This window comes from Streptomyces sp. NPDC033966 (genome assembly GCF_055575955.1).
Genome location: NZ_JBVIRQ010000022.1, coordinates 35,319 through 59,931, shown reverse-complemented (window position 1 = coordinate 59,931; position 24,613 = coordinate 35,319). Strand labels below are relative to the sequence as shown.

General features: G+C 72.7%; 22 protein-coding genes, 4 tRNA genes, 1 other RNA gene and 1 pseudogene. 14 read left to right on the top strand and 14 right to left on the bottom strand.

Annotation, left to right across the window (positions count from 1 at the left end):
• The coding region (locus ACZ518_RS36675) for an NAD(P)H-binding protein (RefSeq protein WP_469117363.1) at window positions 1–234 on the bottom strand (234 nt) is incomplete at its 3' end.
• 120 nt (window positions 235–354) lie between these two features.
• Here ACZ518_RS36675 and ACZ518_RS36670 point away from each other — a divergent pair.
• Entirely contained in the window at window positions 355–834 is a 480-nt protein-coding gene (locus ACZ518_RS36670; protein WP_469117362.1) for a MarR family winged helix-turn-helix transcriptional regulator, read from the top strand.
• 182 nt (window positions 835–1,016) lie between these two features.
• Here the strand turns inward: ACZ518_RS36670 and ACZ518_RS36665 are convergent.
• Both ACZ518_RS36665 and ACZ518_RS36660 read right to left on the bottom strand, forming a co-directional pair.
• Window positions 1,017–1,340, bottom strand: a pseudogene (locus ACZ518_RS36665) (MMPL family transporter); the annotation flags it as partial.
• 115 nt (window positions 1,341–1,455) lie between these two features.
• Window positions 1,456–1,543: transfer RNA gene (locus tag ACZ518_RS36660), tRNA-Ser, on the bottom strand.
• 119 nt (window positions 1,544–1,662) lie between these two features.
• Here ACZ518_RS36660 and ffs point away from each other — a divergent pair.
• From ffs to ACZ518_RS36630, 6 genes are all read left to right on the top strand, one after another.
• Window positions 1,663–1,761, top strand: an RNA gene (gene ffs / locus ACZ518_RS36655) — signal recognition particle sRNA small type.
• A 65-nt stretch (window positions 1,762–1,826) separates the two neighbouring features.
• Window positions 1,827–4,061: a DNA polymerase III subunit gamma and tau gene (locus tag ACZ518_RS36650; protein WP_469117361.1), complete on the top strand. Its 2,235-nt coding sequence runs from the start codon at window positions 1,827–1,829 to the stop codon at window positions 4,059–4,061.
• A 60-nt stretch (window positions 4,062–4,121) separates the two neighbouring features.
• Window positions 4,122–5,375: a phosphoribosylamine--glycine ligase gene (gene purD / locus ACZ518_RS36645; RefSeq protein WP_469117360.1), complete on the top strand. Its 1,254-nt coding sequence runs from the start codon at window positions 4,122–4,124 to the stop codon at window positions 5,373–5,375.
• Between the two features lie 287 nt (window positions 5,376–5,662).
• Window positions 5,663–7,474, top strand: coding sequence for a hypothetical protein (locus ACZ518_RS36640; protein ID WP_469117359.1), 1,812 nt, complete (start codon window positions 5,663–5,665; stop codon window positions 7,472–7,474).
• A 163-nt stretch (window positions 7,475–7,637) separates the two neighbouring features.
• Window positions 7,638–9,143: a N,N-dimethylformamidase beta subunit family domain-containing protein gene (locus tag ACZ518_RS36635; protein ID WP_469117358.1), complete on the top strand. Its 1,506-nt coding sequence runs from the start codon at window positions 7,638–7,640 to the stop codon at window positions 9,141–9,143.
• 159 nt (window positions 9,144–9,302) lie between these two features.
• Window positions 9,303–10,205, top strand: a complete 903-nt coding sequence (locus tag ACZ518_RS36630; protein ID WP_469117357.1) for a phosphoribosylaminoimidazolesuccinocarboxamide synthase — start codon at window positions 9,303–9,305, stop codon at window positions 10,203–10,205.
• 44 nt (window positions 10,206–10,249) lie between these two features.
• Here the strand turns inward: ACZ518_RS36630 and ACZ518_RS36625 are convergent.
• The 8 genes from ACZ518_RS36625 to ACZ518_RS36590 all read right to left on the bottom strand — a co-directional run bounded on the left by ACZ518_RS36625 (window position 10,250) and on the right by ACZ518_RS36590 (window position 14,802).
• A tRNA-Gly gene (locus tag ACZ518_RS36625) sits at window positions 10,250–10,322 on the bottom strand.
• Between the two features lie 24 nt (window positions 10,323–10,346).
• The gene (locus tag ACZ518_RS36620; RefSeq protein ID WP_007265383.1) at window positions 10,347–10,958 is read right to left on the bottom strand and encodes a response regulator transcription factor; all 612 of its coding nucleotides are present in this window, start codon (window positions 10,956–10,958) and stop codon (window positions 10,347–10,349) included.
• A complete protein-coding gene (locus tag ACZ518_RS36615; protein ID WP_469117356.1) occupies window positions 10,955–12,205 on the bottom strand; it encodes a sensor histidine kinase in 1,251 nt (416 codons plus the stop codon). Before ACZ518_RS36615 ends, ACZ518_RS36620 begins: the two co-directional genes overlap by 4 nt.
• A gap of 28 nt (window positions 12,206–12,233) precedes the next feature.
• Window positions 12,234–12,995, bottom strand: a complete 762-nt coding sequence (locus tag ACZ518_RS36610) for an ABC transporter permease (protein WP_469117355.1) — start codon at window positions 12,993–12,995, stop codon at window positions 12,234–12,236.
• Window positions 12,992–13,948 (bottom strand): ABC transporter ATP-binding protein, encoded by a 957-nt coding sequence (locus tag ACZ518_RS36605; RefSeq protein WP_469117354.1) that lies wholly within the window; start codon window positions 13,946–13,948, stop codon window positions 12,992–12,994. Before ACZ518_RS36605 ends, ACZ518_RS36610 begins: the two co-directional genes overlap by 4 nt.
• A 169-nt stretch (window positions 13,949–14,117) precedes the next feature.
• Window positions 14,118–14,190, bottom strand: a tRNA-Gly gene (locus ACZ518_RS36600).
• A gap of 78 nt (window positions 14,191–14,268) precedes the next feature.
• A tRNA-Gly gene (locus ACZ518_RS36595) sits at window positions 14,269–14,340 on the bottom strand.
• A 144-nt stretch (window positions 14,341–14,484) separates the two neighbouring features.
• Window positions 14,485–14,802: a histone-like nucleoid-structuring protein Lsr2 gene (locus ACZ518_RS36590; RefSeq protein WP_469117353.1), complete on the bottom strand. Its 318-nt coding sequence runs from the start codon at window positions 14,800–14,802 to the stop codon at window positions 14,485–14,487.
• 327 nt (window positions 14,803–15,129) lie between these two features.
• Between ACZ518_RS36590 and purS the strand changes: the two genes are divergently transcribed.
• The 5 genes from purS to ACZ518_RS36565 all read left to right on the top strand — a co-directional run bounded on the left by purS (window position 15,130) and on the right by ACZ518_RS36565 (window position 19,724).
• Window positions 15,130–15,375: a phosphoribosylformylglycinamidine synthase subunit PurS gene (gene purS / locus ACZ518_RS36585; RefSeq protein WP_042801325.1), complete on the top strand. Its 246-nt coding sequence runs from the start codon at window positions 15,130–15,132 to the stop codon at window positions 15,373–15,375.
• A gap of 2 nt (window positions 15,376–15,377) precedes the next feature.
• Window positions 15,378–16,058 carry a phosphoribosylformylglycinamidine synthase subunit PurQ gene (gene purQ / locus ACZ518_RS36580; RefSeq protein ID WP_125594811.1) on the top strand — a complete coding sequence of 227 codons (681 nt, stop codon included), beginning with the start codon at window positions 15,378–15,380 and terminating at the stop codon, window positions 16,056–16,058.
• Window positions 16,055–18,304: a phosphoribosylformylglycinamidine synthase subunit PurL gene (purL, locus tag ACZ518_RS36575; RefSeq protein ID WP_469117352.1), complete on the top strand. Its 2,250-nt coding sequence runs from the start codon at window positions 16,055–16,057 to the stop codon at window positions 18,302–18,304. Before purQ ends, purL begins: the two co-directional genes overlap by 4 nt.
• Window positions 18,305–18,411: 107 nt before the next feature.
• A complete protein-coding gene (locus tag ACZ518_RS36570) occupies window positions 18,412–19,203 on the top strand; it encodes a maleylpyruvate isomerase family mycothiol-dependent enzyme (protein WP_469117351.1) in 792 nt (263 codons plus the stop codon).
• Window positions 19,204–19,244: 41 nt separating this feature from the next.
• Complete coding sequence (locus ACZ518_RS36565) at window positions 19,245–19,724, top strand: META domain-containing protein (RefSeq protein ID WP_469117350.1); 480 nt, start codon at window positions 19,245–19,247, stop codon at window positions 19,722–19,724.
• Window positions 19,725–19,738: 14 nt separating this feature from the next.
• Here ACZ518_RS36565 and ACZ518_RS36560 read toward each other — a convergent pair whose 3' ends face one another.
• Window positions 19,739–21,163, bottom strand: a complete 1,425-nt coding sequence (locus ACZ518_RS36560; RefSeq protein WP_469117349.1) for a sulfatase-like hydrolase/transferase — start codon at window positions 21,161–21,163, stop codon at window positions 19,739–19,741.
• A gap of 115 nt (window positions 21,164–21,278) precedes the next feature.
• Entirely contained in the window at window positions 21,279–21,374 is a 96-nt protein-coding gene (locus tag ACZ518_RS36555; RefSeq protein WP_352211348.1) for a putative leader peptide, read from the bottom strand.
• 147 nt (window positions 21,375–21,521) lie between these two features.
• Here ACZ518_RS36555 and purF point away from each other — a divergent pair, with 147 nt between their 5' ends.
• On the top strand, window positions 21,522–23,039 hold the full coding sequence (gene purF / locus ACZ518_RS36550; RefSeq protein ID WP_125602472.1) for an amidophosphoribosyltransferase: 1,518 nt from the start codon (window positions 21,522–21,524) through the stop codon (window positions 23,037–23,039).
• A 118-nt stretch (window positions 23,040–23,157) separates the two neighbouring features.
• Window positions 23,158–24,228, top strand: coding sequence for a phosphoribosylformylglycinamidine cyclo-ligase (gene purM, locus ACZ518_RS36545; protein ID WP_362456326.1), 1,071 nt, complete (start codon window positions 23,158–23,160; stop codon window positions 24,226–24,228).
• A 109-nt stretch (window positions 24,229–24,337) separates the two neighbouring features.
• Here purM and ACZ518_RS36540 read toward each other — a convergent pair whose 3' ends face one another.
• On the bottom strand, window positions 24,338–24,598 hold the full coding sequence (locus ACZ518_RS36540; protein WP_469117348.1) for a DUF3073 domain-containing protein: 261 nt from the start codon (window positions 24,596–24,598) through the stop codon (window positions 24,338–24,340).
• Window positions 24,599–24,613: the final 15 nt, after the last annotated feature.

Here is a 24,613-nt window from a genome sequence, read left to right as displayed (position 1 = left end):
CTCGTGGATGCCGGCGGGCTCGGGGTAGAGGAAGACCTGGCGTACGCCGTCCAGTGCGGCGGCGAAGGTCTCGGGGCGGTCGAGGGCGAGCTCGCGGGTCTCGACGCCGGCCGGGACGGTGAGTTCGGCGGGGCGGGCGCTGGCGGCGCGGACGGCGCGGCCGGCGGAGTGCAGGCGGTGCAGGAGGGCCTGGCCGACCTTGCCGCGGGCGCCTGTGACGAGGGTGGTGGTCATGGAGTGCTCCGTTCGTCCGTAGCGGCAGCCGTTCGTTGACCACCGACATATGTATGCTTGCATGCACGCGTTTTCACGTCAACATATGTTTGTCGGCGGTCACGGATATACGATGAGGGCATGACGAAGCAGCAGACGGACATGGGTGACGAAGAGCTGCTGAACGCCGTCGGCCCGGCGTTCGGGAAGCTGCGGCGCTCCTCGCTCCTGGAGGTCGAGGACCCGATCTCCCAGAAGGACCTCGGCCGGACCCTGGTCCTCAACGTCGTCCTGGAGATCGGGCAGGACGGCGCCCGCGAGGTCACCGTCGGCGCCGTGGGCGCGCACCTGGGCACCGACCCCTCGGTGGCCAGCCGCATGGTGTCCGACTGCATCTCCGCCGGCTACCTGGTCCGCGCCGCCTCCCAGCAGGACGGCCGCCGTACGGTCCTCCACCTCAGCCGGGAGGGCGAGGAGCTGATGATCCGCTTCCGCCGGCACCAGCGCTCGGCCTTCGAGTACGTCACCGCCGACTGGAGCGAGCGCGAACGCCTGGACTTCGCCCGCCTGATGCTGAAGTACGTCGCGTCCCAGGAGTCCCTGCGCCGGCGCGAGGTCTGAGCCGCCCGGCCCCACCGCACCCGCGCACATCACGTCCAGACCGCCACCCGAAGCGGTCCGGTCGACGCCCGGAAGAAGCTCGAAGCCGCCCTGGAGACCGTGCTCGGCGGTGCGTTCGAACCGCTGACGCCGGCCAGGATCCTCCGTGGCCTGCACACCGAACCGCTCTCTCCCGCCCGCGTGGGGGAGTACGAGGAGGACGACGAGGCTCCCGGAAGGTCCGGGCGAACTCCTGGAACAGCTGACCGGAATGGCGGCATCAGTTGCTGCCTGAACAGTTTGCTGGGCCACTACATCCATCGACCCACGTCCACGGTCAGCGCGGTGACCCGCACCGAGCGGACGATCATGGTGTCCAGCAGCACGCCGAACGCCACCGCGAACCCGAGCTCGGCCGCGAACACCAGCGGCAGCGAGGCCATCGCCGCGAAGGTGCCGGCCAGCACCAGACCCGCTGAGGTGATCACACCCCCGGTGGTGGACAGACCCGTCAGCGCACCGCGCCGGCGAACGGCTGGACGCTGGTGAGCCGCAAATGACTGAGACTGGAACGGAGACCACGGAACGCAGAAGGCCCCGGCCGGTTTCCCGGTCGGGGCCTTCAAGTGCCCGGTGAGGCACTGGCGGAGGATACGAGATTCGAACTCGTGAGGGGTTGCCCCCAACACGCTTTCCAAGCGTGCGCCCTAGGCCTCTAGGCGAATCCTCCGCCGCAAACAATACAAGACGTTGAGGGGTGCTCGCGAACACGATCCGGTCCGGAGGTCCTGTGCGGATCCGGGGAGGGGTCCGGCTCGATTCCGGGGGCCCGTATCCGCTAGGGTGGGGCCCAGCCCCTCACGTGGCGCTATCTCACCCAACTCCCCCAGGGCCGGAAGGCAGCAAGGGTAAGTGGGCTCTGGCGGGTGCGTGAGGGGCGCTTTGCGTTCCGGGGCGGGTCCGGGGGCGTCGGCGGGCCGGTGTTGTCGGTGGGCCCGGATAACCTCGTAGATGTGTCGTCCCTTGCGCTGTACCGCCGCTATCGCCCCGAGTCGTTCACCGAGGTCATCGGGCAGGAGCATGTCACTGCCCCGCTGATGCAGGCCCTGCGGAACAACCGGGTCAATCACGCGTACCTGTTCAGTGGCCCGCGCGGCTGCGGCAAGACGACCAGCGCGCGCATCCTGGCGCGGTGCCTCAACTGTGAGCAGGGTCCCACCCCGGACCCCTGCGGGGAGTGCCAGTCCTGCCGTGACCTGGCCAGGAACGGGCCGGGGTCCATCGACGTCATCGAGATCGACGCCGCTTCGCACGGTGGTGTCGACGACGCGCGCGATCTGCGGGAGAAGGCCTTCTTCGGGCCCGCGTCGAGCCGGTACAAGATCTACATCATCGACGAGGCGCACATGGTCACCTCGGCGGGCTTCAACGCCCTGCTGAAGGTGGTCGAGGAACCGCCGGAGCACCTCAAGTTCATCTTCGCGACCACCGAGCCCGAGAAGGTCATCGGGACGATCCGCTCCAGGACGCACCACTACCCCTTCCGGCTCGTGCCGCCCGGGACGCTGCGCGAGTACCTCGGCGAGGTCTGCGGGCGCGAGGGCGCCAAGGTCGAGGACGGAGTGCTGCCGCTCGTCGTGCGCGCCGGCGCCGGGTCCGTGCGTGACTCCATGTCCGTCATGGACCAGCTCCTCGCCGGTGCGGGTGAGGAGGGTGTGACGTATGCCATGGCCACCTCCCTGCTCGGCTACACCGAGGGCTCGCTGCTCGATTCCGTGGTGGACGCCTTCGCCGCCGGGGACGGGGCCGCCGCCTTCGAGGTCGTCGACCGGGTGGTCGAGGGCGGGAACGACCCGCGCCGGTTCGTCGCCGACCTGCTGGAGCGGCTGCGCGACCTGGTGATCCTGGCCGCCGTGCCCGACGCCGGGGAGAAGGGGCTCATCGACGCCCCCGCCGACGTCGTGGAGCGGATGCAGGCCCAGGCGTCGGTGTTCGGCGCCGCCGAGCTCAGCCGCGCCGCCGACCTGGTCAACGCCGGGCTCACCGAGATGCGCGGCGCCACCTCGCCCCGGCTCCAGCTGGAGCTGATCTGCGCCCGGGTGCTGCTGCCGGCCGCCTTCGACGACGAGCGCTCCTTCCAGGCCCGGCTGGACCGGCTGGAGCGCAGCGGGCCCCCCGCCGCCGCTTTCGCCGCGCCGGCCGCGCCCCCCGCCATGGGCTACGTGCCCGGGCCCGAGGCGCACGGCATGGCCCCGGCCGGGCCCGGCGGCGGGGTCGCCGCCGCGCGTGCCGCCGTACGGGGTCCCGTGCCGGACGCCGCCGTGGCGCAGGCACCGCCCGCGCAGGCCCCGGCCCCGGCCCCCGTGCAGGCCCCGGCCTCCGTTCCGGCTCCGGCTCCCGCGCCCGTCCAGGCTCCGGCGCCCGTCCAGGCCGCCGCTCCGGCCGCCGCGCCCGCGCAGGCGTCCGGTGCGTGGCCCGGAGCCGCACAGCCCGGCAGCGGGGCCCCCGCCCCCGGAGCCTGGCCCGGGGCCGCCACCCCGGCCGCCCCCGCCGCCGGGGCGTGGCCCAGCGCCGCCGTGCCCGGCAGCGGAACCCCGGCGCCGGCCGCCCCCGCGCCCACCCCCGCCCCGGCGGCCTCCGCGCCCGCGCCGGCCGCCGCCGCGCCCTCCGCCGAGATGTCGGCCGGGGCCGGCCAGGTCCAGGCGATGTGGCCCGGCGTCCTGGAGGCCGTCAAGAACCGCCGCCGCTTCACCTGGATCCTGCTCAGCCAGAACGCCCAGGTCACCGGCTTCGACGGGACCACCCTCCAGCTCGGCTTCCCCAACGCCGGAGCCCGCGACAACTTCGCGAGCAGCGGCAGCGAGGACGTCCTGAAGGCGGTCCTGGCCGAGCAGTTCCAGGTCAACTGGAAGATCGACGCCGTGGTCGGCGGCGGCGGACCCGCTCCGGCCGCGCCCTCCTCGTACTCCTCCTACTCCGCGCCGGCCGCCCCCGCCTACAGCCCGCCCTCCACGGCCCCGCAGGCCCCGCCGCAGCAGACCCCGCAGCCGCCCGCCCATCAGCCGCCGCCCGCGCAGGCGGCCCCCGCGCAGCAGCCGCCCGTACAGCAGGCGCCGCCGCCGGTCGCCCCCGAGGACGACGTACCGGAGGAGGACGACCCGGACCTCGTCGACAGCGCCCTGACCGGACACGACCTGATCGTGCGCGAGCTCGGAGCGACCGTTGTGGAGGAATACACGAATGAGTAGCCCCCGCTGATTGGGTGGCCGCACGAAACCAGCCGCGCCGTCCGGGCTACCCTGGGCGGCGTGAAGGTCCTCGTCATCGGCGGCGGCGCCCGCGAACACGCCCTGTGCCGCTCTCTGTCCCTCGACCCCGACGTCTCCGCGCTGTACTGCGCCCCCGGCAACGCCGGCATCGCCGAGGTGGCGGAGCTGCGCCCGGTCGACGCCCTCGACGGCGCGGCGGTCGCCGCCCTCGCGACCGAACTCGGCGCCGGCCTGGTCGTCGTCGGCCCGGAGGCGCCCCTGGTCGCCGGGGTCGCCGACGCCGTCCGCGCGGCCGGCATCCCGGTCTTCGGGCCGTCCGCCGAGGCCGCGCAGCTGGAGGGCTCCAAGGCCTTCGCCAAGGACGTGATGGCCGCGGCCGGGGTCCCGACGGCGCGCAGCTACGTCTGCACCACCGCCGAGGAGGTCGACGCGGCCCTCGACGCCTTCGGCGCCCCGTACGTGGTCAAGGACGACGGTCTCGCCGCCGGCAAGGGTGTCGTCGTCACCGAGGACCGGGCCGTCGCCCGGGACCACGCGCTGGCCTGCGACCGGGTCGTCATCGAGGAGTACCTCGACGGCCCCGAGGTCTCCCTCTTCGCCATCACCGACGGCGTCACCGTGCTGCCGCTCCAGCCCGCGCAGGACTTCAAGCGCGCGCTCGACGGCGACCAGGGCCCCAACACCGGCGGCATGGGCGCGTACTCTCCGCTCCCGTGGGCGGACCCGAAGCTGGTCGACGAGGTCATGGAGCTGGTCCTCCAGCCGACCGTGGACGAGCTCCGCCGCCGCGGCACGCCCTTCTCCGGGCTGCTCTACGCGGGCCTGGCCATTACCGGCCGCGGCACCCGCGTCATCGAGTTCAACGCCCGCTTCGGCGACCCCGAGACCCAGGTGGTCCTGGCCCGGCTGCGCACCCCCCTCGCGGGCGTGCTGCTGAACGCCGCGAACGGCACCCTGAACGCCCTCCCGGCGCTGAACTGGAGCGACGACGCGGCCGTCACGGTGGTCATCGCCTCCCACAACTATCCCGACACCCCGCGCACCGGCGACCCGATCGAGGGCCTCGGCGAGGTGGCGGCGCAGGACGCGCCCGACGCGTACGTGCTGCACGCCGGGACCCGGCGCGAGGGCGACGCCGTCGTCAGCGCGGGTGGTCGCGTCCTCTCGGTGACGGCGACCGGTTCCGACCTGGCGCAGGCGCGCGAGAAGGCGTATAAGGCGGTCGGGCGGATCAAGCTCGACGGGTCCCAGCACCGCACGGACATTGCCGCCAAGGCGGCCGAAGGCCGCTGACCAGCACGGCCGTCATGACGCGGGCCCGGGGCGCGGAGACGCGCACCGGGCCCGCGCGTGCGTACGCGTGCGACTGCATCCGGCCGCCTTCGAACGCAGCCACCTTTACCCAAAGCCATTCCATCGGGTGATCGTCACCCGGACTGCCTGACGTCCGCCCCCGCCCCAACTAGGGTGCGGCGCAAGCATTCCGGCACATGGCCCACCGGCATTGCGATGTCAGTGGCGGGTGTCACAGTGGGGGAGTGAGCAAAGCCGCCGCAGGGCAGAGGGGGTGAGGTCCGGCCGTGTCCGGAACCGGTTCGATCGCAGAAGTGGGCGCGCCGTCCGCGCGTTCGCGGGCCCTCGCCGTGCTGCGGGTCCGCAGCAGGGCCATGGCCGCCGTGCTGCTGCCCGCCGCCCTCGCGGTGGTGCTCGTCGCCGCCCGGATGACGGGCCGGCTGGCCGCCGACCCCTGGCCGGCGGTGACCCTGGCCGTCTGCGCGGTGGCCGCGCTGGTGCTGCTCGCGGGCGGGATATTCGGCGCGGTGGTGCTGCGCGCGGGTCCCGCTGTGACCCCGACGGTGCCGCTGCCGGAAGCCGCCGCCCCCGACCTCTACCGGCTCGTGCGGGACCTGGCCGACCGGATGGACGTCCCCGCGCCCTCCGCGATAGCCCTGACCCCGGACTGCGACAGCTGGCTGGAGGACCGCACCCATGCCGCCCACCGCCGGACGGGGATGGGCGCCGGCCCGGAGTCCGAGCGCGGCGCGGCCCCCGTGCTGGTGATCGGCTCGCCGTTCCTGTGGTGGATGCGGGTCGCGGAGCTACGGGCCGTCCTCGCGCCCGTCGTCGCCGGGACGGGCCCCTCCGCGCACCCGGACATAGCCGACGCGCGCGGCTTCGTCCGCGGGCTCGACGCGGCGGCGGACATCGGCGGCAGGCCCGGCCTGGGCTGGATCGGCCGCCCGGCCCGGCTGCTGCTGCGGCTGTGCCGGACCGACGCCGCCGAGATGGAGCGCGGGGTGGCCGCCGCCGCCTCCGACCGCGCACAGGACGTGGACTACGGGCTGCGCATCGTCGCCCAGGAGCAGGTGGGCCTCGCCTACGCGGGCTGGGACCGGCTGCTGACCCGGGTCGCGCTGCCCGCCTGGCGGATGGGCCGCTGGCCGGCGCACCTGGACGTCGGGGTGGTCTCCGCCCTGACCGAGCTGTCCCGGCGGGACCGGCTGGCCGAGGGGTTCACCTCGCGGCTCGGCGAGCGCCCCGCCTGCGACCTGCTGGAGCAGCCCGGCCTGGTCGACGAGGCCGCCTCCCTGCTGGCGGCCCGGCTGTTCCACGGCGGCCCGGCCGAGGCGGGGCCGGACTGGTCGCCCGTGGACTGGGCGGCCTACCCGCAGGAGGTCGTGGACCGCAAGTGGCGTACCGAGGCGGCCCGCCTGCACGCCGCCCTGGACGCCCTGTCCGTCCCGGCGGACCTGGCACCGCCCGCCGGCTCCCCGCCCCGGCCGGACGCCCCCACCGCCCCGGCGGAGCCGGTGCCCGTCACCACGGGCGCTCCCGCCCCGGCCGAGGCCTCCGCGTCCGTGGGCGGCGCCGCGGGCGGCTCCAACGGCTCCGGCGGCCCCACCGCCCCCCCCGCCGCCCGCCCCGCGGACCGGGCCGCCCCGGGCGAACCGGTGCCCCCGGGCGGGGCGACGCTGGAGCGGGTCCTCGGCTACCTCACCGACCCCGCCGGGGAGGGCGCGGCCGGGGAGGCCCTCGCCGGGCGGCTCAGCGGCGACCTGGCCCGGGAGGAGCGCGCCGCCGGAGCCGCCAGGCCCCAGCCGCGCGGCGGCGCGGACACGCTGCCGCTGTTCCCGCTCCAGCCCCCGCGCAGCGGCCGGGACCTGCTCGCCGACCACGTCACCGCCCTCGTCTGCTGCGCCGCCGTTGACTCGGCCGGCGCGGGCCCCGGCCTGGACTGGCTGGACGGCCCCGTCCTGCTGGTCGGCGGCGAGCGCCGCGCCGACCTCGCCCCCCGGGTGCTCTCCCTCGTCGAGGACGGGGACCCGGCGCCGCTGCGCGACTGGCTCGCGGAGCTCGGCGTACGCCCCGAGAAGCCGGTCCGCCTCCTCTGAGCCGCGCGCCCCGCCGTTCCGGTCACGTCAATTCACGACGAACGGTGACGGAGTGAGTGCGTTATGTGATGTGCTTGGGACCGGTCGCGGAAGGGTGTCCGAAAAAACCGCCGCGCACCTGAGTGGAGCGAACGCGTTCGGGGGAGCGAGGGAGGGGAGCGGTATGGGTGCGGACCAGATCCGGCGTTGGGAGTCAGGTGCGCTCGCGCACGCGGTGAACGACCCCTTCGGCCAAGGCCCCCTGCCCTGGTTCCGGGGCAGCGAGCTGTACTTCGACGACACCGGCCAGGTCGTCCCCTGGTACGTGGACCCGGCCGTCGCCACCCCCGGCCAGGACCCCGGCCGGAACCCCGGCAGCCCCGCCCGGAGCGCCCGCGCCGGCGGCCCCCGCACCGCCGACGACGTCCACCGGCAGATCAAGGGGTTCGCCTCCACCGGAGCCGTCGCCCCCGGCGAGGCCATCGACTTCCACATCACCGTCGACCCGCCCCAGCAGTTCTCGGTCGACGTCTACCGGATCGGCCACTACGGCGGCGACGGCGCCGCCAAGATCACCACCAGTCCCCGGCTGTCCGGCATCGTCCAGCCGCCCCCGCTCACCGCCGACCGCACCGTCTCCTGCCACCACTGGTGGCTCTCCTGGCGGCTCCAGGTCCCCTCGTACTGGAGCATCGGCGCCTACGTGGCCGTCCTCACCACCGCTGACGGCTACCGCTCCCACATCCCCTTCACGGTCCGCGACGACCACCCCGCCGACCTCCTCCTGCTGCTCCCGGACATCACCTGGCAGGCCTACAACCTCTACCCCGAGGACGGCCGCACGGGCGCCAGCCTCTACCACGCCTGGGACGAGCAGGGCCGGCTGCTCGGCGAGCGCGACGCCGCCATCACCGTCTCCTTCGACCGCCCCTACGCGGGCGCCGGCCTGCCCCTGCACGTGGGCCACGCCTACGACTTCATCCGCTGGGCCGAGCGCTACGGCTACGACCTCGCCTACGCCGACACCCGCGACCTGCACGCCGGCCGCGTCGACCCGACCCGCTACCGGGGCCTGGTCTTCCCCGGCCACGACGAGTACTGGTCCGTCCCGATGCGGCGCACCGTCGAGCGCGCCCGCGACCACGGCACCTCGCTCGTCTTCCTCTCCGCCAACACCATGTACTGGCAGGTCGAGCTGTCCCCCTCGCCCTCCGGGGTCGAGGACCGGCTCCTGACCTGCCGAAAACGCCGCGGCCCCGGCCGCCCCAGCCTGTGGCGCGAGATCGACCGCCCCGAACAGCAACTGCTCGGCATCCAGTACGCGGGGCGGGTCCCCGAGCCCGCGCCGCTGATCGTCCGCAACGCCACGCACTGGCTCTGGGACTCCACCGGCGCCGCCGAGAACGACGAGCTCGACGGGCTGGTGGCCGGCGAGGCCGACCGCTACTTCCCGCGCACGCAGCTCCCCGAGCACCAGGACCGGATCCTGCTCGCGCACTCCCCCTACCTCGACGGCGAGGGGGCCAAGCGCCACCAGGAGGCCTCCCTGTACCGGGCCCCGAGCGGCTCCCTGGTCTTCGCGTCGGGCACCTTCGCCTGGTCCCCGGCGCTCGACCGCCCCGGGCACGTGGACGAGCGGGTCCAGCGGGCGACGGCCAACCTCCTCGACCGGATCTGCAAGCGGGACTGAGGCCCCCGCCGAGGCCCCCCGCCGGGACCCCCACCGGAGCCCCCACCGGAGCCCCCGCCGAGACGCGCCGCTCCGGGGCCGGCGCACCCCCCTGCCCGGGGCACGGCACCCGGTGCGGGAGAATGGTCCCGCGCTCGTACAGAACCACAGGGAGACCCCGTGCCCGGATTCGTCGAAAAGCCCGAGCCGGTGCAGGTGCCCGGCCTCGCCCACCTCCACACCGGCAAGGTCCGCGACCTCTACCGCGACGAGGACGGCAACCTCGTGATGGTCGCCAGCGACCGCATCTCCGCCGCCGACTGGGTGCTGCCCACCGAGATCCCGGAGAAGGGCCGCATCCTGACGCAGCTCTCCCTCTGGTGGTTCGATCAGCTCGCCGACCTGGTCCCCAACCACGTCATCGGCACCGACCTGCCCGCCGGCGCCCCCGCCGACTGGCAGGGCCGCACGCTGGTCTGCAAGAGCCTCGACATGGTCCCCGTCGAGTGCGTGGCCCGCGGCTACCTCACCGGCTCCGGCCTCAAGGAGTACGTCCAGTCCCGCACGGTCTGCGGACTCGCCCTCCCCGAGGGCCTGGTGGACGGCTCCGAGCTGCCCGCCCCGATCTTCACCCCGGCCGCCAAGGCCGAGGTCGGCGACCACGACGAGAACGTCTCCTACGAGGAGGTCGCCCGCACAACCGGCGCGGAGACGGCGGCACTGCTGCGCCAGACCACCCTCGCCGTGTACGGGCGCGCCCGCGACATCGCCCGCGAGCGCGGCATCATCCTGGCGGACACCAAGTTCGAGTTCGGCTTCGACAAGGACGGCACGCTCGTCGCCGCCGACGAGGTCCTCACCCCCGACTCCTCCCGCTTCTGGCCGGCCGACCAGTGGCAGCCGGGCCGTACCCAGGCGTCGTTCGACAAGCAGTACGTCCGCGACTGGCTGGCCTCCCCGGCCTCCGGCTGGGACTCCAAGGGCGAGCTCCCGCCGCCGGTCCTCCCGCAGGAAGTCGTGGCGCAGACCCGCGCCAAGTACGTCGAGGCCTACGAGCGCCTCACCGGCCAGACCTGGAGCTGATACGACGAAGGCCCCGATCAACCGATCGGGGCCTTCGTTCACTGAGCGGACAACGCGACTCGAACGCGCGACATCCACCTTGGCAAGGTGGTGCTCTACCAACTGAGCTATGTCCGCCTGTGCGCCGTAGCGCGAGAACCACTATACCCAACCCCGCTGCCGTGCGAGACGCACTGCCGTGTGCCGGTTCTCCGCGCCGAGCTTCGTCGCCGCCGACGACAGGTAGTTGCGTACGGTCCCCTGCGACAGCGAGGCCCGCTCCGCGATCTCCGCGATCGGCGCCCCGTCCGCCGCGAGTTCCAGCACCTCCGCCTCCCGGGCCGTCAGCGGGGAGTCGCCCGCGCTGATCGCGTCGGCCGCCAACTCCGGGTCCACGTAGCGCCCTCCGGCGTGCACGGTGCGGATCAGCTCGGCCAGCCGCTGCGCCGAGACCGTCTTCGGGGCGAAGGCCCGCACCCCCGCCGCGAGCGCCCTCTTCAGGTGTCCGGGACGCCCGTGGCTGGTCACGATCATGGTCTTGCAGTCGGGCAGTTCGGCCCGCAGCGATGTGGCCACGCTCACACCGTCCGCGCCCGGCATCTGCAGGTCCAGCACCGCCACGTCCGGCCGGTGCGCCCGCGCCATCGCCAGCGCCTCCGGCCCGGAGGCCGCCTCGGCCACGACGACGAGGTCGTCCTCCAGGCCCAGCAGTGCGGCCAGCGCGCCCCGGATCAGGTGCTCGTCGTCGGCCAGAAGTACGCGTACGGGGCTCACGCCCGCACCTCCACTCGTCGTGTGTCCAGGGGAACCTCGGCCCGCAGCCGGAACCGGCCGCCCTCGGCCGGCCCCGCCAGCAGGGTCCCGTCCACCGCCGCGAGCCGCTCCCGCAGCCCCGCGAGCCCGGACCCGGGCATTCCGGCGGGAGTCTCGGGGGCCCCGTCGTTCTCCACCAGCAGCGTCACCGCGCCGGAGGCCTCCAGGGCGGTGAGCCGGATCAGGCAGCTGCGCGCGTCGCCGTGGCGCAGGACGTTGGTGGTCGCCTCCCGGACCACCCAGCCCAGGGCGGACTGCACCTCGCCCGGCAGCTGCCGCCCGGCCGTCGCGTACTCGACCCGGCAGTCCATCCCGGCCGCGTTCAGCACCCCGCGCGCGCCCTCCAGCTCCACGGCGAGGTCCGCCTCCCGGTAGCCGCGCACGACGTCGCGGACCTCCCGCTGCGACTCGCGCGCGATCCGCTCCACCTCGATCATCTGGTCCACGGCCTCGGGGCGTTCGCGCCGGGCCAGCTGTACCGCCAGCTCGCTCTTGAGGGCGATCACCGCCAGGTTGCGGCCCATCACGTCGTGCAGGTCCCGCCCGAACCGCAGCCGCTCCTCGGCGACGGCCAACTGCGCCTGGAGTTCCCGGGCGTGGTCGAGCTCGTAGACGGTGCGCAGCAGCCAGCCGGAGAACCCGCAGGTGAAGGCGAGGAAGACGCTCGTCAGCAGGACGGCGACGAAGTAGCCGATGATCTCGTTCAGCGGCAGGCCCAGCGCGGCGACGGTCGCCGAGGTCGCGACCGCGGCGACCAGGGGTACGTACTTCATGTGCTGGACCTTCTCCATGGCCAGGACGAGGGATCCGCAGCCGAAGCAGGTCACCCCCACCACCAGGCCGGGGGCCACGGAGTCGTCGAGGCTGCCGAAACGGCGCAGGAAGAGGAAGAGCAGTGCGGCCGCGACGGTGGCGGCCGTCGTCACCACCGCGAGCCGGACCGGGCGTTCGCGGTGGCCGCACACGGCGTCCAGGGACCTGGACGAGAGGAAGCCGACGAGGACGGCGTGGGCGACGACCACGAGGAAGGCCGCGCCGCCCAGCGCCGCCGGGGTGCTGTTCTCCGAGTCGCCGACGCTGCCGGCGAGGGCGACCAGCCCGAAGGACACGATCTCGATGAGCACGAACAGGTGGAAGGACCAGCGTGTGTACACCTCGACCTTCCCCGCACTGCTGCGCTTCTTCCACCACCCGGTCAGCTTCGACACGTCCCGTCCCCCCGGCTCTTCGCTCTGGTCAGCGTCGCGGTTCCCAGCGGAACCACCGCTGGACAGCAAACACCGTGACGATCATCCAGGCCAGCGTGGTGAGCGCGTCCCCCAGCAGGTCGTACCCCGCCACCCCGCCGCTCCAGCCGGCCCGGACGAGCGTCATCACCCCGCTGAGCGGCAGCAGTTCGCACACCGAGGCCACCACGTCGGGCATCGCGTCCGTCGACGCGAACACCCCCGAGCCGATCGTCGTCGCCAGGAACAGCGGCAGCGTGGTCAGCCCCGCGGTCTCCACGTTGCGGGTGAACGCGCTGGTGAGCGCGGCCAGTCCGGCGAGCAGCGGCATCGCGGCGAGCACGCCCGCCGCCACGAGCGCCGGGTTGTCGGGCATCGGCGCGCCGAGCACCGAGGCGCCGGCGACGGTGAGCACGGCGATCTGCGCGAGCGCGATGGCGGCGGCGGGCAGCGCCGTCCCGGCGAGGATCTCCAGGTCGCCGGCCTCTCCGGTGCGCAGCCGCTTCAGTACGAGCTCCTCGCGGCGGGCCACGAACGCCGAGACCAGGTTCATGTAGACGACGAGCAGCAGCACCATCCCGATCCCACCGGTGAGGGTGGCCTCGGCGACGGCGGACGCGGTGTCCCCGCCGACGGAGGAGCGCAGGACGAACACCATCGAGGCGGGCAGCAGCACCGCCACGCTCAGCGCGGCCCGGTTGCGCAGGAGCAGGGTGAGCTCGGAGCGGCCGAGTGCGGCGAGCCGGCCGGGGTTCAGGGTCATGGTGTTCATCGGGTCCCCGCCATCGTGTCGTCGTGGGCGAGAGCGCCGGTGTCCGTGTGGCGCCGGCTCCGGGCGATCTCCAGGAAGGCCTCCTCCAGGGAGGCGTGGCGGGCGTCGAGCCCGGCCAGTGCGATCCCGGCCCCGTCGGCCCAGCGCAGGAGCGCGCCCAGGTCGTGCTGGAGCCGTTCGGTGCGGATCTCCACCCGCTGTCCGTCGGCCGCCGCGCGCAGCTCCAGCGGCAGCCGGGCGACGGGGACCCCGGCGGGCAGGGTGAAGCGGATCCGGGACGGCTGGGTGGCCGTCACCTCCGCGGGGGTGCCCGACAGGACCAGTTCCCCCTCGTGCAGGATCGCGAGGCGGTCGGCGAGCTGCTCGGCCTCCTCCAGGTAGTGCGTGGTCAGCAGCACCGTGGTGCCCTGCGCCCGCAGTTCCCGTACGAGGGCCCAGGTGTCCTGGCGGCCCTCGGGGTCCATCCCGGTGGTCGGCTCGTCGAGGAAGAGCACCTCCGGCCGGCCCAGCAGGGCGAGCGCGAGGTCGAGCCGCCGCCGCTCGCCGCCTGACAGCTGCTTGACGCGTACGGACGCCCGTGCGGCCAGTCCGACCAGCTCCAGCACTTCCGCCGCCGGGCGGGCGCCGGTGGTGACCCCGCTCCACATCCGGACGGTCTCGGTCACCGACAGGTCCGAGGGGAAGCCGCCCTCCTGGAGCATGACCCCGGTCCGCGGGCGGACCTCGGCCCGCCGGGTGTGGGGGTCGAGTCCGAAGACGCGGACCTGCCCGCCGGTCGGGGCGGCGAGCCCCTCCAGCAGCTCGACCGTGGAGGTCTTGCCGGCGCCGTTGGTGCCGAGCAGGGCGAAGACCTCGCCGCGCGCCACGGAGAAGGTGACGCCCCGCACGGCTTCGAAGCCCCCGGTGTAGCCGCGGCGCAGTTCCTCTGCCTGGATCACTGTGTCGGTGGTCATGGCTCAAGCCTCGCGGCGGCCCGGCGGGCGGATCAGTGCGTGCTGTCACCGCCCGCGATGACATTTGTCATCGGACGTGATCCGCGCCACAAAGGCGAGGGGGAGAGGGGGAGGGGAGTGGAAATGACGAAGGCCCCGATCGGATTCCGATCGGGGCCTTCGTTCACTGAGCGGACGACGCGACTCGAACGCGCGACATCCACCTTGGCAAGGTGGTGCTCTACCAACTGAGCTACGTCCGCATCTCGCTACGACCGGGGCCGTCGCGATGCGAGCACTACTCTACCTGATCCACAACCGTGGTCGGTAAAGCCGTGCAGAGCGGGTGACAGGGATTGCACACTGCGCCTCCCCCCTGGAAGGGGGGTGTTCTGCTACTGAACTACACCCGCACGACTTCGGGGTTCTTGCCTTTCGGCCTCGCCCCTCGGCGTGATCCACACATTAGCCGATCGGAGGGGGTGCATGGCAAATCCGGGTCGGCGGACCCCGGGCGGTGGTGGCCGCCCGGCGGTCACCGGGCGGCCACCGGACGGTCAGTGGGCCGCTTCGTACGCGCTGTAGACGGACTTGGGGATGCGGCCCCGCGGCGGCACGTTGTGCCCGTGCGAGCGCGCCCAGGCCCGCACGACCGCCGGGTCCGGCGCGATCGACGTCGTCTTGAAGGTCTTCCCGGACCGGGACCGGCGGCGGCCGGCGGCCACGAAGGGCGCCAGGCTCTTCCGCAGTTTCTTTGCGTTGGCGGCATTGAGGTCGATCTCGTACGACTTACCGTCCAGGGCGAACGTGACCGTTTCCGCCGCTTCTCCGCCATCGATGTCGTCGGAGATCGTGACTACTACGCGCTGCGCCACGGATATCGGTCCCTTCGTGCGCCGTCGCCGCCCGCTGACGTGCGGTGATGTCGCCTGTGTGGATGTTTCGGTGGAATACGTCAAACCGTGGGAATCCCGGCTGATTCCTTTGTACCGCGATTCCCATTGAATTGCGAAGCCCAGTTAATTCTCCCCGCGTGTCCCGTCGCAATCCCGGGGGCGTGGTTTTCCGGTGGATTTTGCGAAGCGTTGGTGAAGCCGAAACGGCGGGAGGTTCGGGCCCGGCGGATATCTACCCGCGTAGAAATTTCGGGCGGGTACGCTGAGGGAACCGCCTTCGCACCAACCACCTCATCGGGAGTGCCAGTGGCACGCGTCGTAGTCGACGTCATGCTCAAGCCGGAGATCCTCGACCCCCAGGGCCAGGCGGTGCAGCGTGCACTGCCGCGCCTGGGCTTCGATGGGATCGCCGACGTCCGCCAGGGGAAGCGTTTCGAACTGGAGGTGGAGGGCCCGGTCGACCAGGCCGCCCTCGACCGCATCCACAAGATGGCCGAAACGTTCCTCGCCAACACCGTCATCGAAGACTTCACCGTGAAGGTCGAGGCCTGACGGTGACCACACGCATCGGAGTCGTCACGTTCCCCGGAACGCTCGACGACCGTGACTCGCTGCGCGCCGTCCGCCTCGCGGGGGCCGAGCCGGTCTCGCTCTGGCACCGCGACAAGGACCTGCACCAGGTCGACGCGGTCGTCCTCGCGGGCGGCTTCTCCTACGGGGACTACCTGCGCGCCGGAGCCATCTCCCGGTTCTCGCCGGTGATGGAGACCATCATCGAGCAGGCCAAGGCCGGCATGCCCGTCCTCGGCATCTGCAACGGCTTCCAGGTCCTCACCGAGGCCCACCTGCTGCCGGGGGCGATGCTCCGCAACAACCACCTCCACTTCATCTGCCGCGACCAGAAGCTGCGGGTGGAGAACGCGGACACCGCGTGGACCGGCGACTACACCGCCGGCCAGGAGATCTCCGTGCCGCTCAAGAACATGGACGGCCGGTACGTCGCCGACGAGCGCACGCTCGACGAACTGGAGGCCGAGGGCCGAGTGGCCTTCCGGTACCTGGACGTGAACCCCAACGGCTCGCTGCGCGACATCGCCGGCATCACCAACGCCGCGGGCAACGTCGTCGGCCTCATGCCGCACCCCGAGCACGCGGTCGAGCCGCTGATCGGGACCGGCCGCACCGACGGCCTCCCGTTCTTCACGTCGGTCCTGAAGAAGCTGGTCAGCGCATGAGCCTCGACACCGTAAAGAACGCCACCGAGACCCCGGACGCCTCCCAGCCCTGGAAGGAACTCGGCCTCAAGGAGGACGAGTACGCCCGGATCCGCGAGATCCTCGGCCGCCGTCCCACCGGCGCCGAGCTCGCCATGTACTCCGTCATGTGGTCCGAGCACTGCTCCTACAAGAGCAGCAAGGTCCACCTGAGGCAGTTCGGCGAGAAGGTCCCCCCGAACGACGCCATGCTCGTCGGCATCGGCGAGAACGCCGGCGTCGTCGACGTCGGCCAGGGCTACGCGGTCACCTTCAAGGTCGAGTCGCACAACCACCCGTCGTACATCGAGCCCTACCAGGGCGCGGCCACCGGCATCGGCGGCATCGTCCGCGACATCCTCGCCATGGGCGCCCGCCCCGTCGCGGTCGTCGACCCGCTGCGCTTCGGCGCGGCCGACCACCCCGACACCAAGCGTGTCCTGCCGGGCGTCGTCGCGGGCATCGGCGGCTACGGCAACTGCCTGGGCCTGCCCAACATCGGCGGCGAGGTCGTCTTCGACGAGTGCTACCAGGGCAACCCGCTGGTCAACGCCGGCTGCATCGGCGTGATGAAGCACGAGGACATCCACCTCGCCAAGGCCTCCGGCCCCGGCAACAAGGTCATCCTCTACGGCGCCCGCACCGGCGGCGACGGCATCGGCGGCGTCTCGGTCCTCGCGTCCGAGACCTTCGACGACAGCAAGCCCACCAAGCGCCCCGCCGTCCAGGTCGGCGACCCCTTCCAGGAGAAGCTCCTCATCGAGTGCACCCTGGAGATCTTCAAGGAGAAGCTGGTCGCGGGCATCCAGGACCTCGGCGGCGCCGGGCTCTCCTGCGCCACCTCCGAGCTGGCCTCCGCCGGCTCCGGCGGCATGCGCGTCGAGCTCGACACCGTCCCGCTGCGCGACGCGACGCTCTCGCCCGAGGAAATCCTCATGAGCGAGTCGCAGGAGCGCATGTGCGCGATCGTCGAGCCGCAGCACGTCGACCGCTTCATGGAGATCTGCGAGAAGTGGGACGTCATCGCCACCGTCATCGGTGAGGTGACCGAGGGCGAGCGCCTGGAGATCTTCTGGCACGGCGAGCAGATCGTGGACGTGCCCCCGGGCACCGTCGCCCACGAGGGCCCGGTCTACCAGCGCCCCTACGCCCGCCCCGAGTGGCAGGACGCCCTCCAGGCCGACGACGCCGGCCTGCTGCCCCGCCCGGCGACCTCCGAGGAGCTCCGCGCGCAGGTCCTGGCCCTGGTCTCCTCCCCGAACCAGGCCTCCAAGTCCTGGGTCACCGACCAGTACGACCGCTTCGTGCAGGGCAACACCGTCCTGTCGCAGCCCGAGGACGCGGGCATGGTCCGCATCGACGAGGAGTCCAACCTCGGCGTCGCCATGGCCACCGACGGCAACGGCCGCTACGCCAAGCTCGACCCGTACACGGGCGCGCAGCTGGCCCTCGCGGAGGCGTACCGCAACGTCGCCGCGACCGGCGCCAAGCCGCTGGCGATCTCCGACTGCCTGAACTTCGGCTCCCCCGAGGACCCGGGCGTCATGTGGCAGTTCGCCGAGGCCACCCGCGGTCTCGCGGACGGCTGCTTCGAGCTGGGCACCCCGGTGACCGGCGGCAACGTCTCCCTCTACAACCAGACGGGCGACGTCGCGATCCACCCGACCCCGGTCGTGGCGGTCCTCGGCGTCATCGACGACGTCAACCGCCGCACGCCGATGGCGTTCGCGGAGGCCGGCCAGCTGCTCTACCTGCTGGGCGACACGGCCGAGGAGTTCGGCGGCTCGGCCTGGTCCCAGGTCGTCCACGACCACCTCGGCGGCCTGCCGCCGAAGGTGGACCTGGGCCGCGAGAAGCTGCTCGCCGAGATCCTGATCTCCGCCTCGCGCGACGGCATGATCGACGCCGCGCACGACCTGTCGGACGGCGGCGTCATCCAGGCGCTCACCGAGTCCTGCCTCAAGGGCGGCAACGGTGCGCGCGTGGTCGTCCCGGAGGGCCTGGACGCGTTCACCTTCCTGTTCTCCGAGTCCGCGGGCCGCGCCATCGTGGCCGTCCCGCGCAGCGAGGAGCTCCGCTTCACCGACATGTGCGGTGCGCGGGGCCTGCCGGCCGCCCGTATCGGTGTGGTCGACGGCGACGCGATCGAGGTCCAGGGCGAGTTCACCCTCCCCCTGGCCGAACTCCGCGAAGCCCACGAGGCCACGATCCCGGCCCTGCTGGCCTGATCGTCCCCGGCGCCCGACGCGCCCCAGCCCCCGTCCGGAACCCTTCCGGGCGGGGGCCGGCCGTTTCCGCGGCCGCCCGGCCCCGCCTCCCCGAGTAGGGTCGGGGCATGCCGCCCGCCAAGAGGAAGCCGCGTACCTACGACCAGGCGAAGATCCGCGCCGCGGTCACCGCACAGTTCGGGCATGTGGCCCGGGCGGTCGGGGAGTTGGCGCCCGAGCAGCTCGCGCGGCCCAGCGGGATCGGCGAGTGGAGCGTGGCCGAGCTCGCCGCACACGTCGCGTGGATCGCCGACTCGCTGGCCGGCGGTCTCGCCCGGCCGCCCGCCGCCGTCGCCGAGCTGACCGCCGTCGAGTGGCCCTCCGCCACCGCCTCCCTCGCCGGGAAGATCTCCGAGGCCGCCCGGGAGACCCTGACCGGCGCCCCGCTCCCCGAGCTGTACGAGCGGGCCGGCGCCCGCCTCGCCGAGGCGCTGGAGGCCAACCCCGGCAGCCGGGTGCTGGACCTGTGGATCGGGGACATGACCCTGGCGGACTTCCTGGTCACCCGCACCGTCGAGCTGGTCGTCCACACCGACGACCTGAACCGTGCCGCCGGCCTCGACATCCCGGTCGAGCGGCAGGCACTGGCCGCCTGTACGCGCCTGCTCGCCGACGCCCTCGCGCTCAAGGCCCCCGGCGGTTCCGTCGAGGTACGGGTGCCCCCCTTCGCGGTGGTCCAGTGCGTGGAGGGCCCCCGCCACACCCGCGGCACCCCGCCGAACGTGGTGGAGACCGACCCGCTGACCTGGATCCGGCTCGCGACGGGCCGTACCGGCTGGGCCGCGGAACTGGACGCCGCCCGGGTCAGCGCCAGCGGCGAGCGGGCCGACCTGTCCGGGCTCCTCCCCCTGATGACCTGAGCGGGACGGAACCGGCCGGCCGCCGGACCCGTCCCAGGGGCATGCGTACCCTCAGGCTCCTCACGACCGGCGCCCTGGCCCTCGTACTGGCCCTGACCGCGTGCACTGCCACCGGGCAGGACCGCGGCGACGCCGCCCTGACCGTGCAGACCTCCGCCACGCCGCCCGTCCCGGACGCCCCGCTCACCGCGACCGCCTGGACCGTGCGCTCCGTCGCCGGGACCACCGCCCCCGGCGACCGGGAGGCCCGCTTCACCCTCACCCCCGAGGGCCAGGCGAGCGGCACCCTCGGCTGCAACCGCTTCAGCGCCCCCGTCACCGTCGACGGCACCACCGTCACCTTCGGCCCGCCGACCACCACCCGGATGGCCTGCGAGGGCGCGGCGGGAGAGGTGGAGCGGGCCCTCACCGCCCTCTTCGGCTCCGGCCCCCTGACCTGGAAGGTCCAGGGCCGCACCCTCACCCTCACCGCCCCCGACGGCACCACCCTCACCGCCGAGGCCGCCTCCGCCGCGGAGTGACCCCGACGGGCCGGTCAGGCCGGGTACGGCAGCAGTCCGGCGTCGACCGCCTCCCAGGCCTTGCGCAGCTCCGCCAGCCTGGCCGGCTCGACGGCCGCCTTGTCGGCCTGCTCCCGCAGGTCCCCGGCCAGGTCGAACAGCTGGTCGCGCCCCGACTTGCCGCGGTAGTACTTCCAGTCGCCCCGGCGCAGCGCCCGCTCCCCGCGCACCCGCCAGAACAGGTCCCGCCCGGCCGGCTCCTCGCCGCGCAGCAGGTACCCGGCCAGGCTCACCCCGTCCAGCGGGTACGCCCGGTGCGGCCGGGTGCCGGCCACCTCCAGCAGGGTCGCTGTCCAGTCGGGGCTGAACACGGGCACCCGGCTGACCTGGCCGCCGTCCAGCCGGGCGGGCCAGCGGACGATGTTCGGCACCCGGATCCCGCCCTCCTGGAGCGAGGCCTTGTTGCCGGACAGCGGCCAGTTGTAGGAGAACCGCTCGCCGCCGTTGTCGCTGGAGAAGACGACCAGGGTGTCGTCCTCCTGGCCGGAGCGCTTCAGCGCCTGCAGCACCTCGCCGACCGACCGGTCGAGGTCCTCGACCATCTGCTTGTACTTCCCGACCGAGCCGCCGTCCTGGTGCCACAGCGCCCGCGCGTCGCCCGCCTCGATCCGCCGGACGATCTCGGCGCTCTCGGCCGTGTCCCCGTCGGCGATCCACGGCCAGTGCGGGGTGGTGAAGTTCAGGTTCAGCAGCCACGGCCTGCCGCCGTGGTCGCGGGAGACGTACTCGCTCGCCCGCTCCGTGATGATCCGCGTGTAGTAGCGCAGGTCCTTGTACGTGGCGTCGCCCTCGTAGAGGTCGTACTCGCCGCCCAGGCCCAGCTTGGAGTAGTACTCCAGAGCCCCGCCGAAGTTCCCGAAGAACGTGTCCCAGCCGGACTTCGTCGGGCTGTGGTCGGGCAGGTAGCCGGCGTGCCACTTGCCGATCAGCGCGGTGGCGTAGCCGGCCTCCTTCAGCAGCGAGGCCAGCGTCGGGTGCGTCGGGTCCAGGCCCGCCGACCTGTCGGCGATCGGCTCCGCCAGACCGCCCTTGGTGCGCGCCGGGTAGCGCCCGGTGTACAGGCTGAAACGGGTCGGGGAGCAGGTCGCGGAGCCCGAGTAGGCGTCGGTGAAGCGGACGCCCTGGCGGGCGAGGCGGTCCAGGTTCGGGGTCTTGATGTGCGGGGAGCCGTACGAGGAGAGGTCGGCCCAGCCGAGGTCGTCCCCGAGGATGAACAGGATGTTCGGGCGGCGTGAGCGGCGGCCCCGCGCGGCCCGGAACACACGCTCCTCCGGGCCCGCCTCACGGGCGTCGGCGGCCTGCGCCGGAGCGGCGCCCAGCCCCACGGCGGCGGTGGCCGCGGTCACTCCGACGGCACCTCCGAAGGCACGGCGGGACAGCTTGCTGTTGTACGAAGACACGGGAACTCCAGGGCACGGCGCGGCCGCCCCTGCCCCGGGCGGGCGCGGGACGGCGCGCGGCACGGCAGGGCGGGGCCGGGCGAGCGAAATGGGGAAGAAGCAGAAAGAGTTGTGGCTACGCAGAACAGCGACAGATGGCGCTCGCGACACGGACCAGGTCTACGTGGCGGCGCTCGACGAGGGTGACCGCACGGTCACCGAGAGGCTGCATGGGGCGAGAGCCTGTACGAATTCCCTCGTAGCTGTCAACAAAGTGATCGGAATACGAGACGGGGCCGCCCCGTCACCCTCTGTGCTGTGAGATTTCCCGGCCGTCCCCAATTCGGACCAGTGGTCGATCTCGCCTACACTCGGTGGCGTGCCTCGTGGTGATGGACGACTCAACCACGACCTGCTCCCCGGTGAGAAGGGCCCCCAGGACGCTTGCGGCGTCTTCGGTGTCTGGGCTCCGGGTGAAGAGGTCGCCAAGCTCACCTACTTCGGACTGTATGCACTGCAGCACCGCGGACAAGAGTCCGCGGGAATCGCTGTGAGCAACGGTTCCCAGATCCTCGTCTTCAAGGACATGGGCCTCGTTTCCCAGGTCTTCGACGAAACCTCCCTCGGATCCCTCCAAGGTCATATCGCGGTCGGTCACGCCCGCTACTCGACCACCGGAGCCTCCGTCTGGGAGAACGCTCAGCCCACCTTCAGGGCGACCGCCCACGGCTCCATCGCCCTGGGTCACAACGGCAACCTGGTGAACACCGCCGAGCTCGCCGAGATGGTCGCCGACCTCCCCCGTCAGGACGGCCGTGCCACCCAGGTGGCCGCCACCAATGACACCGACCTGGTCACCGCCCTCCTCGCCGGACAGACCGACGAGGACGGCAAGCCCCTGACCATCGAGGAGTCGGCCGCCAAGGTCCTCCCCCAGGTCAAGGGCGCCTTCTCCCTGGTCTTCATGGACGAGGGGACCCTCTACACCGCCCGTGACCCGCAGGGCATCCGCCCGCTGGTCCTCGGCCGCCTGGAGCGCGGCTGGGTGGTCGCGAGCGAGACCGCCGCCCTCGACATCTGCGGAGCCAGCTTCGTCCGCGAGGTCGAGCCGGGCGAGCTCATCGCGATCGACGAGAACGGCCTGCGCACCTCGCGCTTCGCGGAAGCGAAGCCCAAGGGCTGTGTGTTCGAGTACGTCTACCTGGCGCGCCCGGACACCGACATCGCCGGCCGGAACGTCTACCTCTCGCGCGTCGAGATGGGCCGGCGCCTCGCCAAGGAGGCCCCGGTCGAGGCCGACCTGGTGATAGCGACGCCGGAGTCCGGCACGCCCGCCGCCGTCGGTTACGCCGAAGCCAGCGGGATCCCGTACGGCTCCGGCCTGGTCAAGAACGCCTACGTCGGCCGGACCTTCATCCAGCCCTCGCAGACGATCCGCCAGCTCGGCATCCGCCTCAAGCTCAACCCCCTCAAGGAAGTCATCCGGGGCAAGCGCCTCGTCGTCGTCGACGACTCGATCGTCCGCGGCAACACCCAGCGCGCCCTCGTGAAGATGCTCCGCGAGGCCGGTGCGGCCGAGGTCCACATCCGGATCTCCTCCCCGCCGGTGAAGTGGCCGTGCTTCTTCGGCATCGACTTCGCCACCCGGGCCGAGCTGATCGCCAACGGCATGACGGTCGACGAGATCGCCACGTCGCTGGGCGCGGACTCGCTCTCGTACATCTCCCTCGACGCGATGATCGAGGCGACCACCATCCAGAAGCCCAACCTCTGCCGAGCCTGTTTCGACGGCGAGTACCCCATGGAGCTGCCCGACCCGCAGCTCCTGGGCAAGCAGCTCCTGGAGAACGAGCTCGCGGGCGGCACCGACGCCGCCGACGCGCTCCGCCGCCCGTAGGCCCGTGGGCCGGCCCTTCCCGGGCCGGCCCGGCTCCACCTGCGCCGAGCCCTGTCTTTGAGGCTTCTCCCGGGGCCCGGCACCACACGCAGCAACGACACGAAAGCTCTCGCCTGTCATGACAGAGAAGACCACCGGTGCCAGCTACGCAGCCGCCGGCGTCGACATCGAAGCGGGCGACCGCGCCGTCGAGCTGATGAAGGAGTGGGTGAAGAAGACGCAGCGCCCCGAGGTCCTCGGCGGCCTCGGCGGATTCGCCGGCCTCTTCGACGCCTCCGCCCTCAAGCGCTACGAGCGCCCCCTGCTGGCCTCGGCCACCGACGGCGTGGGCACCAAGGTGGACATCGCCCGCCAGCTGGGCGTGTACGACACCATCGGCCACGACCTGGTCGCCATGGTCATGGACGACATCGTCGTCTGCGGTGCCGAGCCGCTGTTCATGACGGACTACATCTGCGTCGGCAAGGTGCACCCCGAGCGTGTCGCCGCCATCGTCAAGGGCATCGCCGAGGGCTGTGTCCTCGCCGGCTGCGCCCTCGTCGGCGGCGAGACCGCCGAGCACCCGGGCCTCCTCGGACCGGACGACTTCGACGTCGCGGGCGCCGGCACCGGTGTGGTCGAGTACGACCGCCTCCTCGGCGCCGATCGCATCCGTACGGGGGACGCCGTCATCGCGATGGCTTCGTCCGGCCTTCACTCGAACGGGTACTCGCTCGTCCGGCACGTCCTCTTCGACCGGGCCGGGATGTCCCTGGACCAGCACGTCGACGAGCTCGGCCGCACCCTCGGCGAGGAGCTGCTGGAGCCGACCAAGATCTACTCGCTGGACTGCCTGGCCCTCACCCGGACGGCCGAGGTCCACGCGTACTCGCACATCACGGGCGGCGGCCTCGCGGCGAACCTCGCCCGGGTCATCCCGGACCACCTGCACGCCACCGTCGACCGCTCCACCTGGGCGCCCGGCGCGATCTTCGACCTGGTCGGCAAGGCCGGCAGCGTCGAGCAGCTGGAGCTGGAGAAGACCCTCAACATGGGCGTCGGCATGATGGCCGTGGTCCCGCAGGAGTCGGTGGACGTGGCCCTGACCACCCTCGCCGACCGGGGCGTCGAGGCCTGGGTCGCCGGCGAGATCCTCGACCGGGGCGACCACGCCGAGGGCGCGACGCTGACCGGGAGCTACGCGGTCTGAGCAGCACTGAAACCCGGTCCGGGGCAATGCCCTGGACCGGGTTTCGGCACATGTGGAACAAGTTCAGTCAGCCTGCTGGTACGCACGCCGTGAACAGAGGATCGGTGCGTCAAGCCCCGCGACGGCGCGCCGAGGGACCGGACTGCTCGTCCTCGTCCTCGTCGTCATCGTTGTACAGATCCGCGTACTTGGCGTACGGGTCGTCGTCGTCCAGATCGTCATCGACTTCGACCGGCGCGCTGATAGGCAGCGGCTCTGTCTGCGATGCGCCCAGCTCATTGGCCAGACGCGAGAGGTCAGTCCCGCCGCTGTTGTACTTCAGCTGGCGGGCGACCTTTGTCTGCTTGGCCTTGGCCCGGCCGCGCCCCATGGCTCGACCCCCTCG

Coding starts and splice junctions, on each gene's coding strand:
- purL (WP_469117352.1), top strand. CDS start 16,055: ATGAGCCTCGACACCGTAAAGAACGCCACCGAGACCCCGGACGCCTCC.
- ACZ518_RS36605 (WP_469117354.1), bottom strand. CDS start 13,948: ATGACCACCGACACAGTGATCCAGGCAGAGGAACTGCGCCGCGGCTAC.
- ACZ518_RS36555 (WP_352211348.1), bottom strand. CDS start 21,374: ATGCAGCCTCTCGGTGACCGTGCGGTCACCCTCGTCGAGCGCCGCCAC.
- ACZ518_RS36565 (WP_469117350.1), top strand. CDS start 19,245: ATGCGTACCCTCAGGCTCCTCACGACCGGCGCCCTGGCCCTCGTACTG.
- purM (WP_362456326.1), top strand. CDS start 23,158: ATGACAGAGAAGACCACCGGTGCCAGCTACGCAGCCGCCGGCGTCGAC.
- ACZ518_RS36540 (WP_469117348.1), bottom strand. CDS start 24,598: ATGGGGCGCGGCCGGGCCAAGGCCAAGCAGACAAAGGTCGCCCGCCAG.
- ACZ518_RS36610 (WP_469117355.1), bottom strand. CDS start 12,995: ATGAACACCATGACCCTGAACCCCGGCCGGCTCGCCGCACTCGGCCGC.
- ACZ518_RS36670 (WP_469117362.1), top strand. CDS start 355: ATGACGAAGCAGCAGACGGACATGGGTGACGAAGAGCTGCTGAACGCC.
- ACZ518_RS36635 (WP_469117358.1), top strand. CDS start 7,638: ATGGGTGCGGACCAGATCCGGCGTTGGGAGTCAGGTGCGCTCGCGCAC.
- ACZ518_RS36570 (WP_469117351.1), top strand. CDS start 18,412: ATGCCGCCCGCCAAGAGGAAGCCGCGTACCTACGACCAGGCGAAGATC.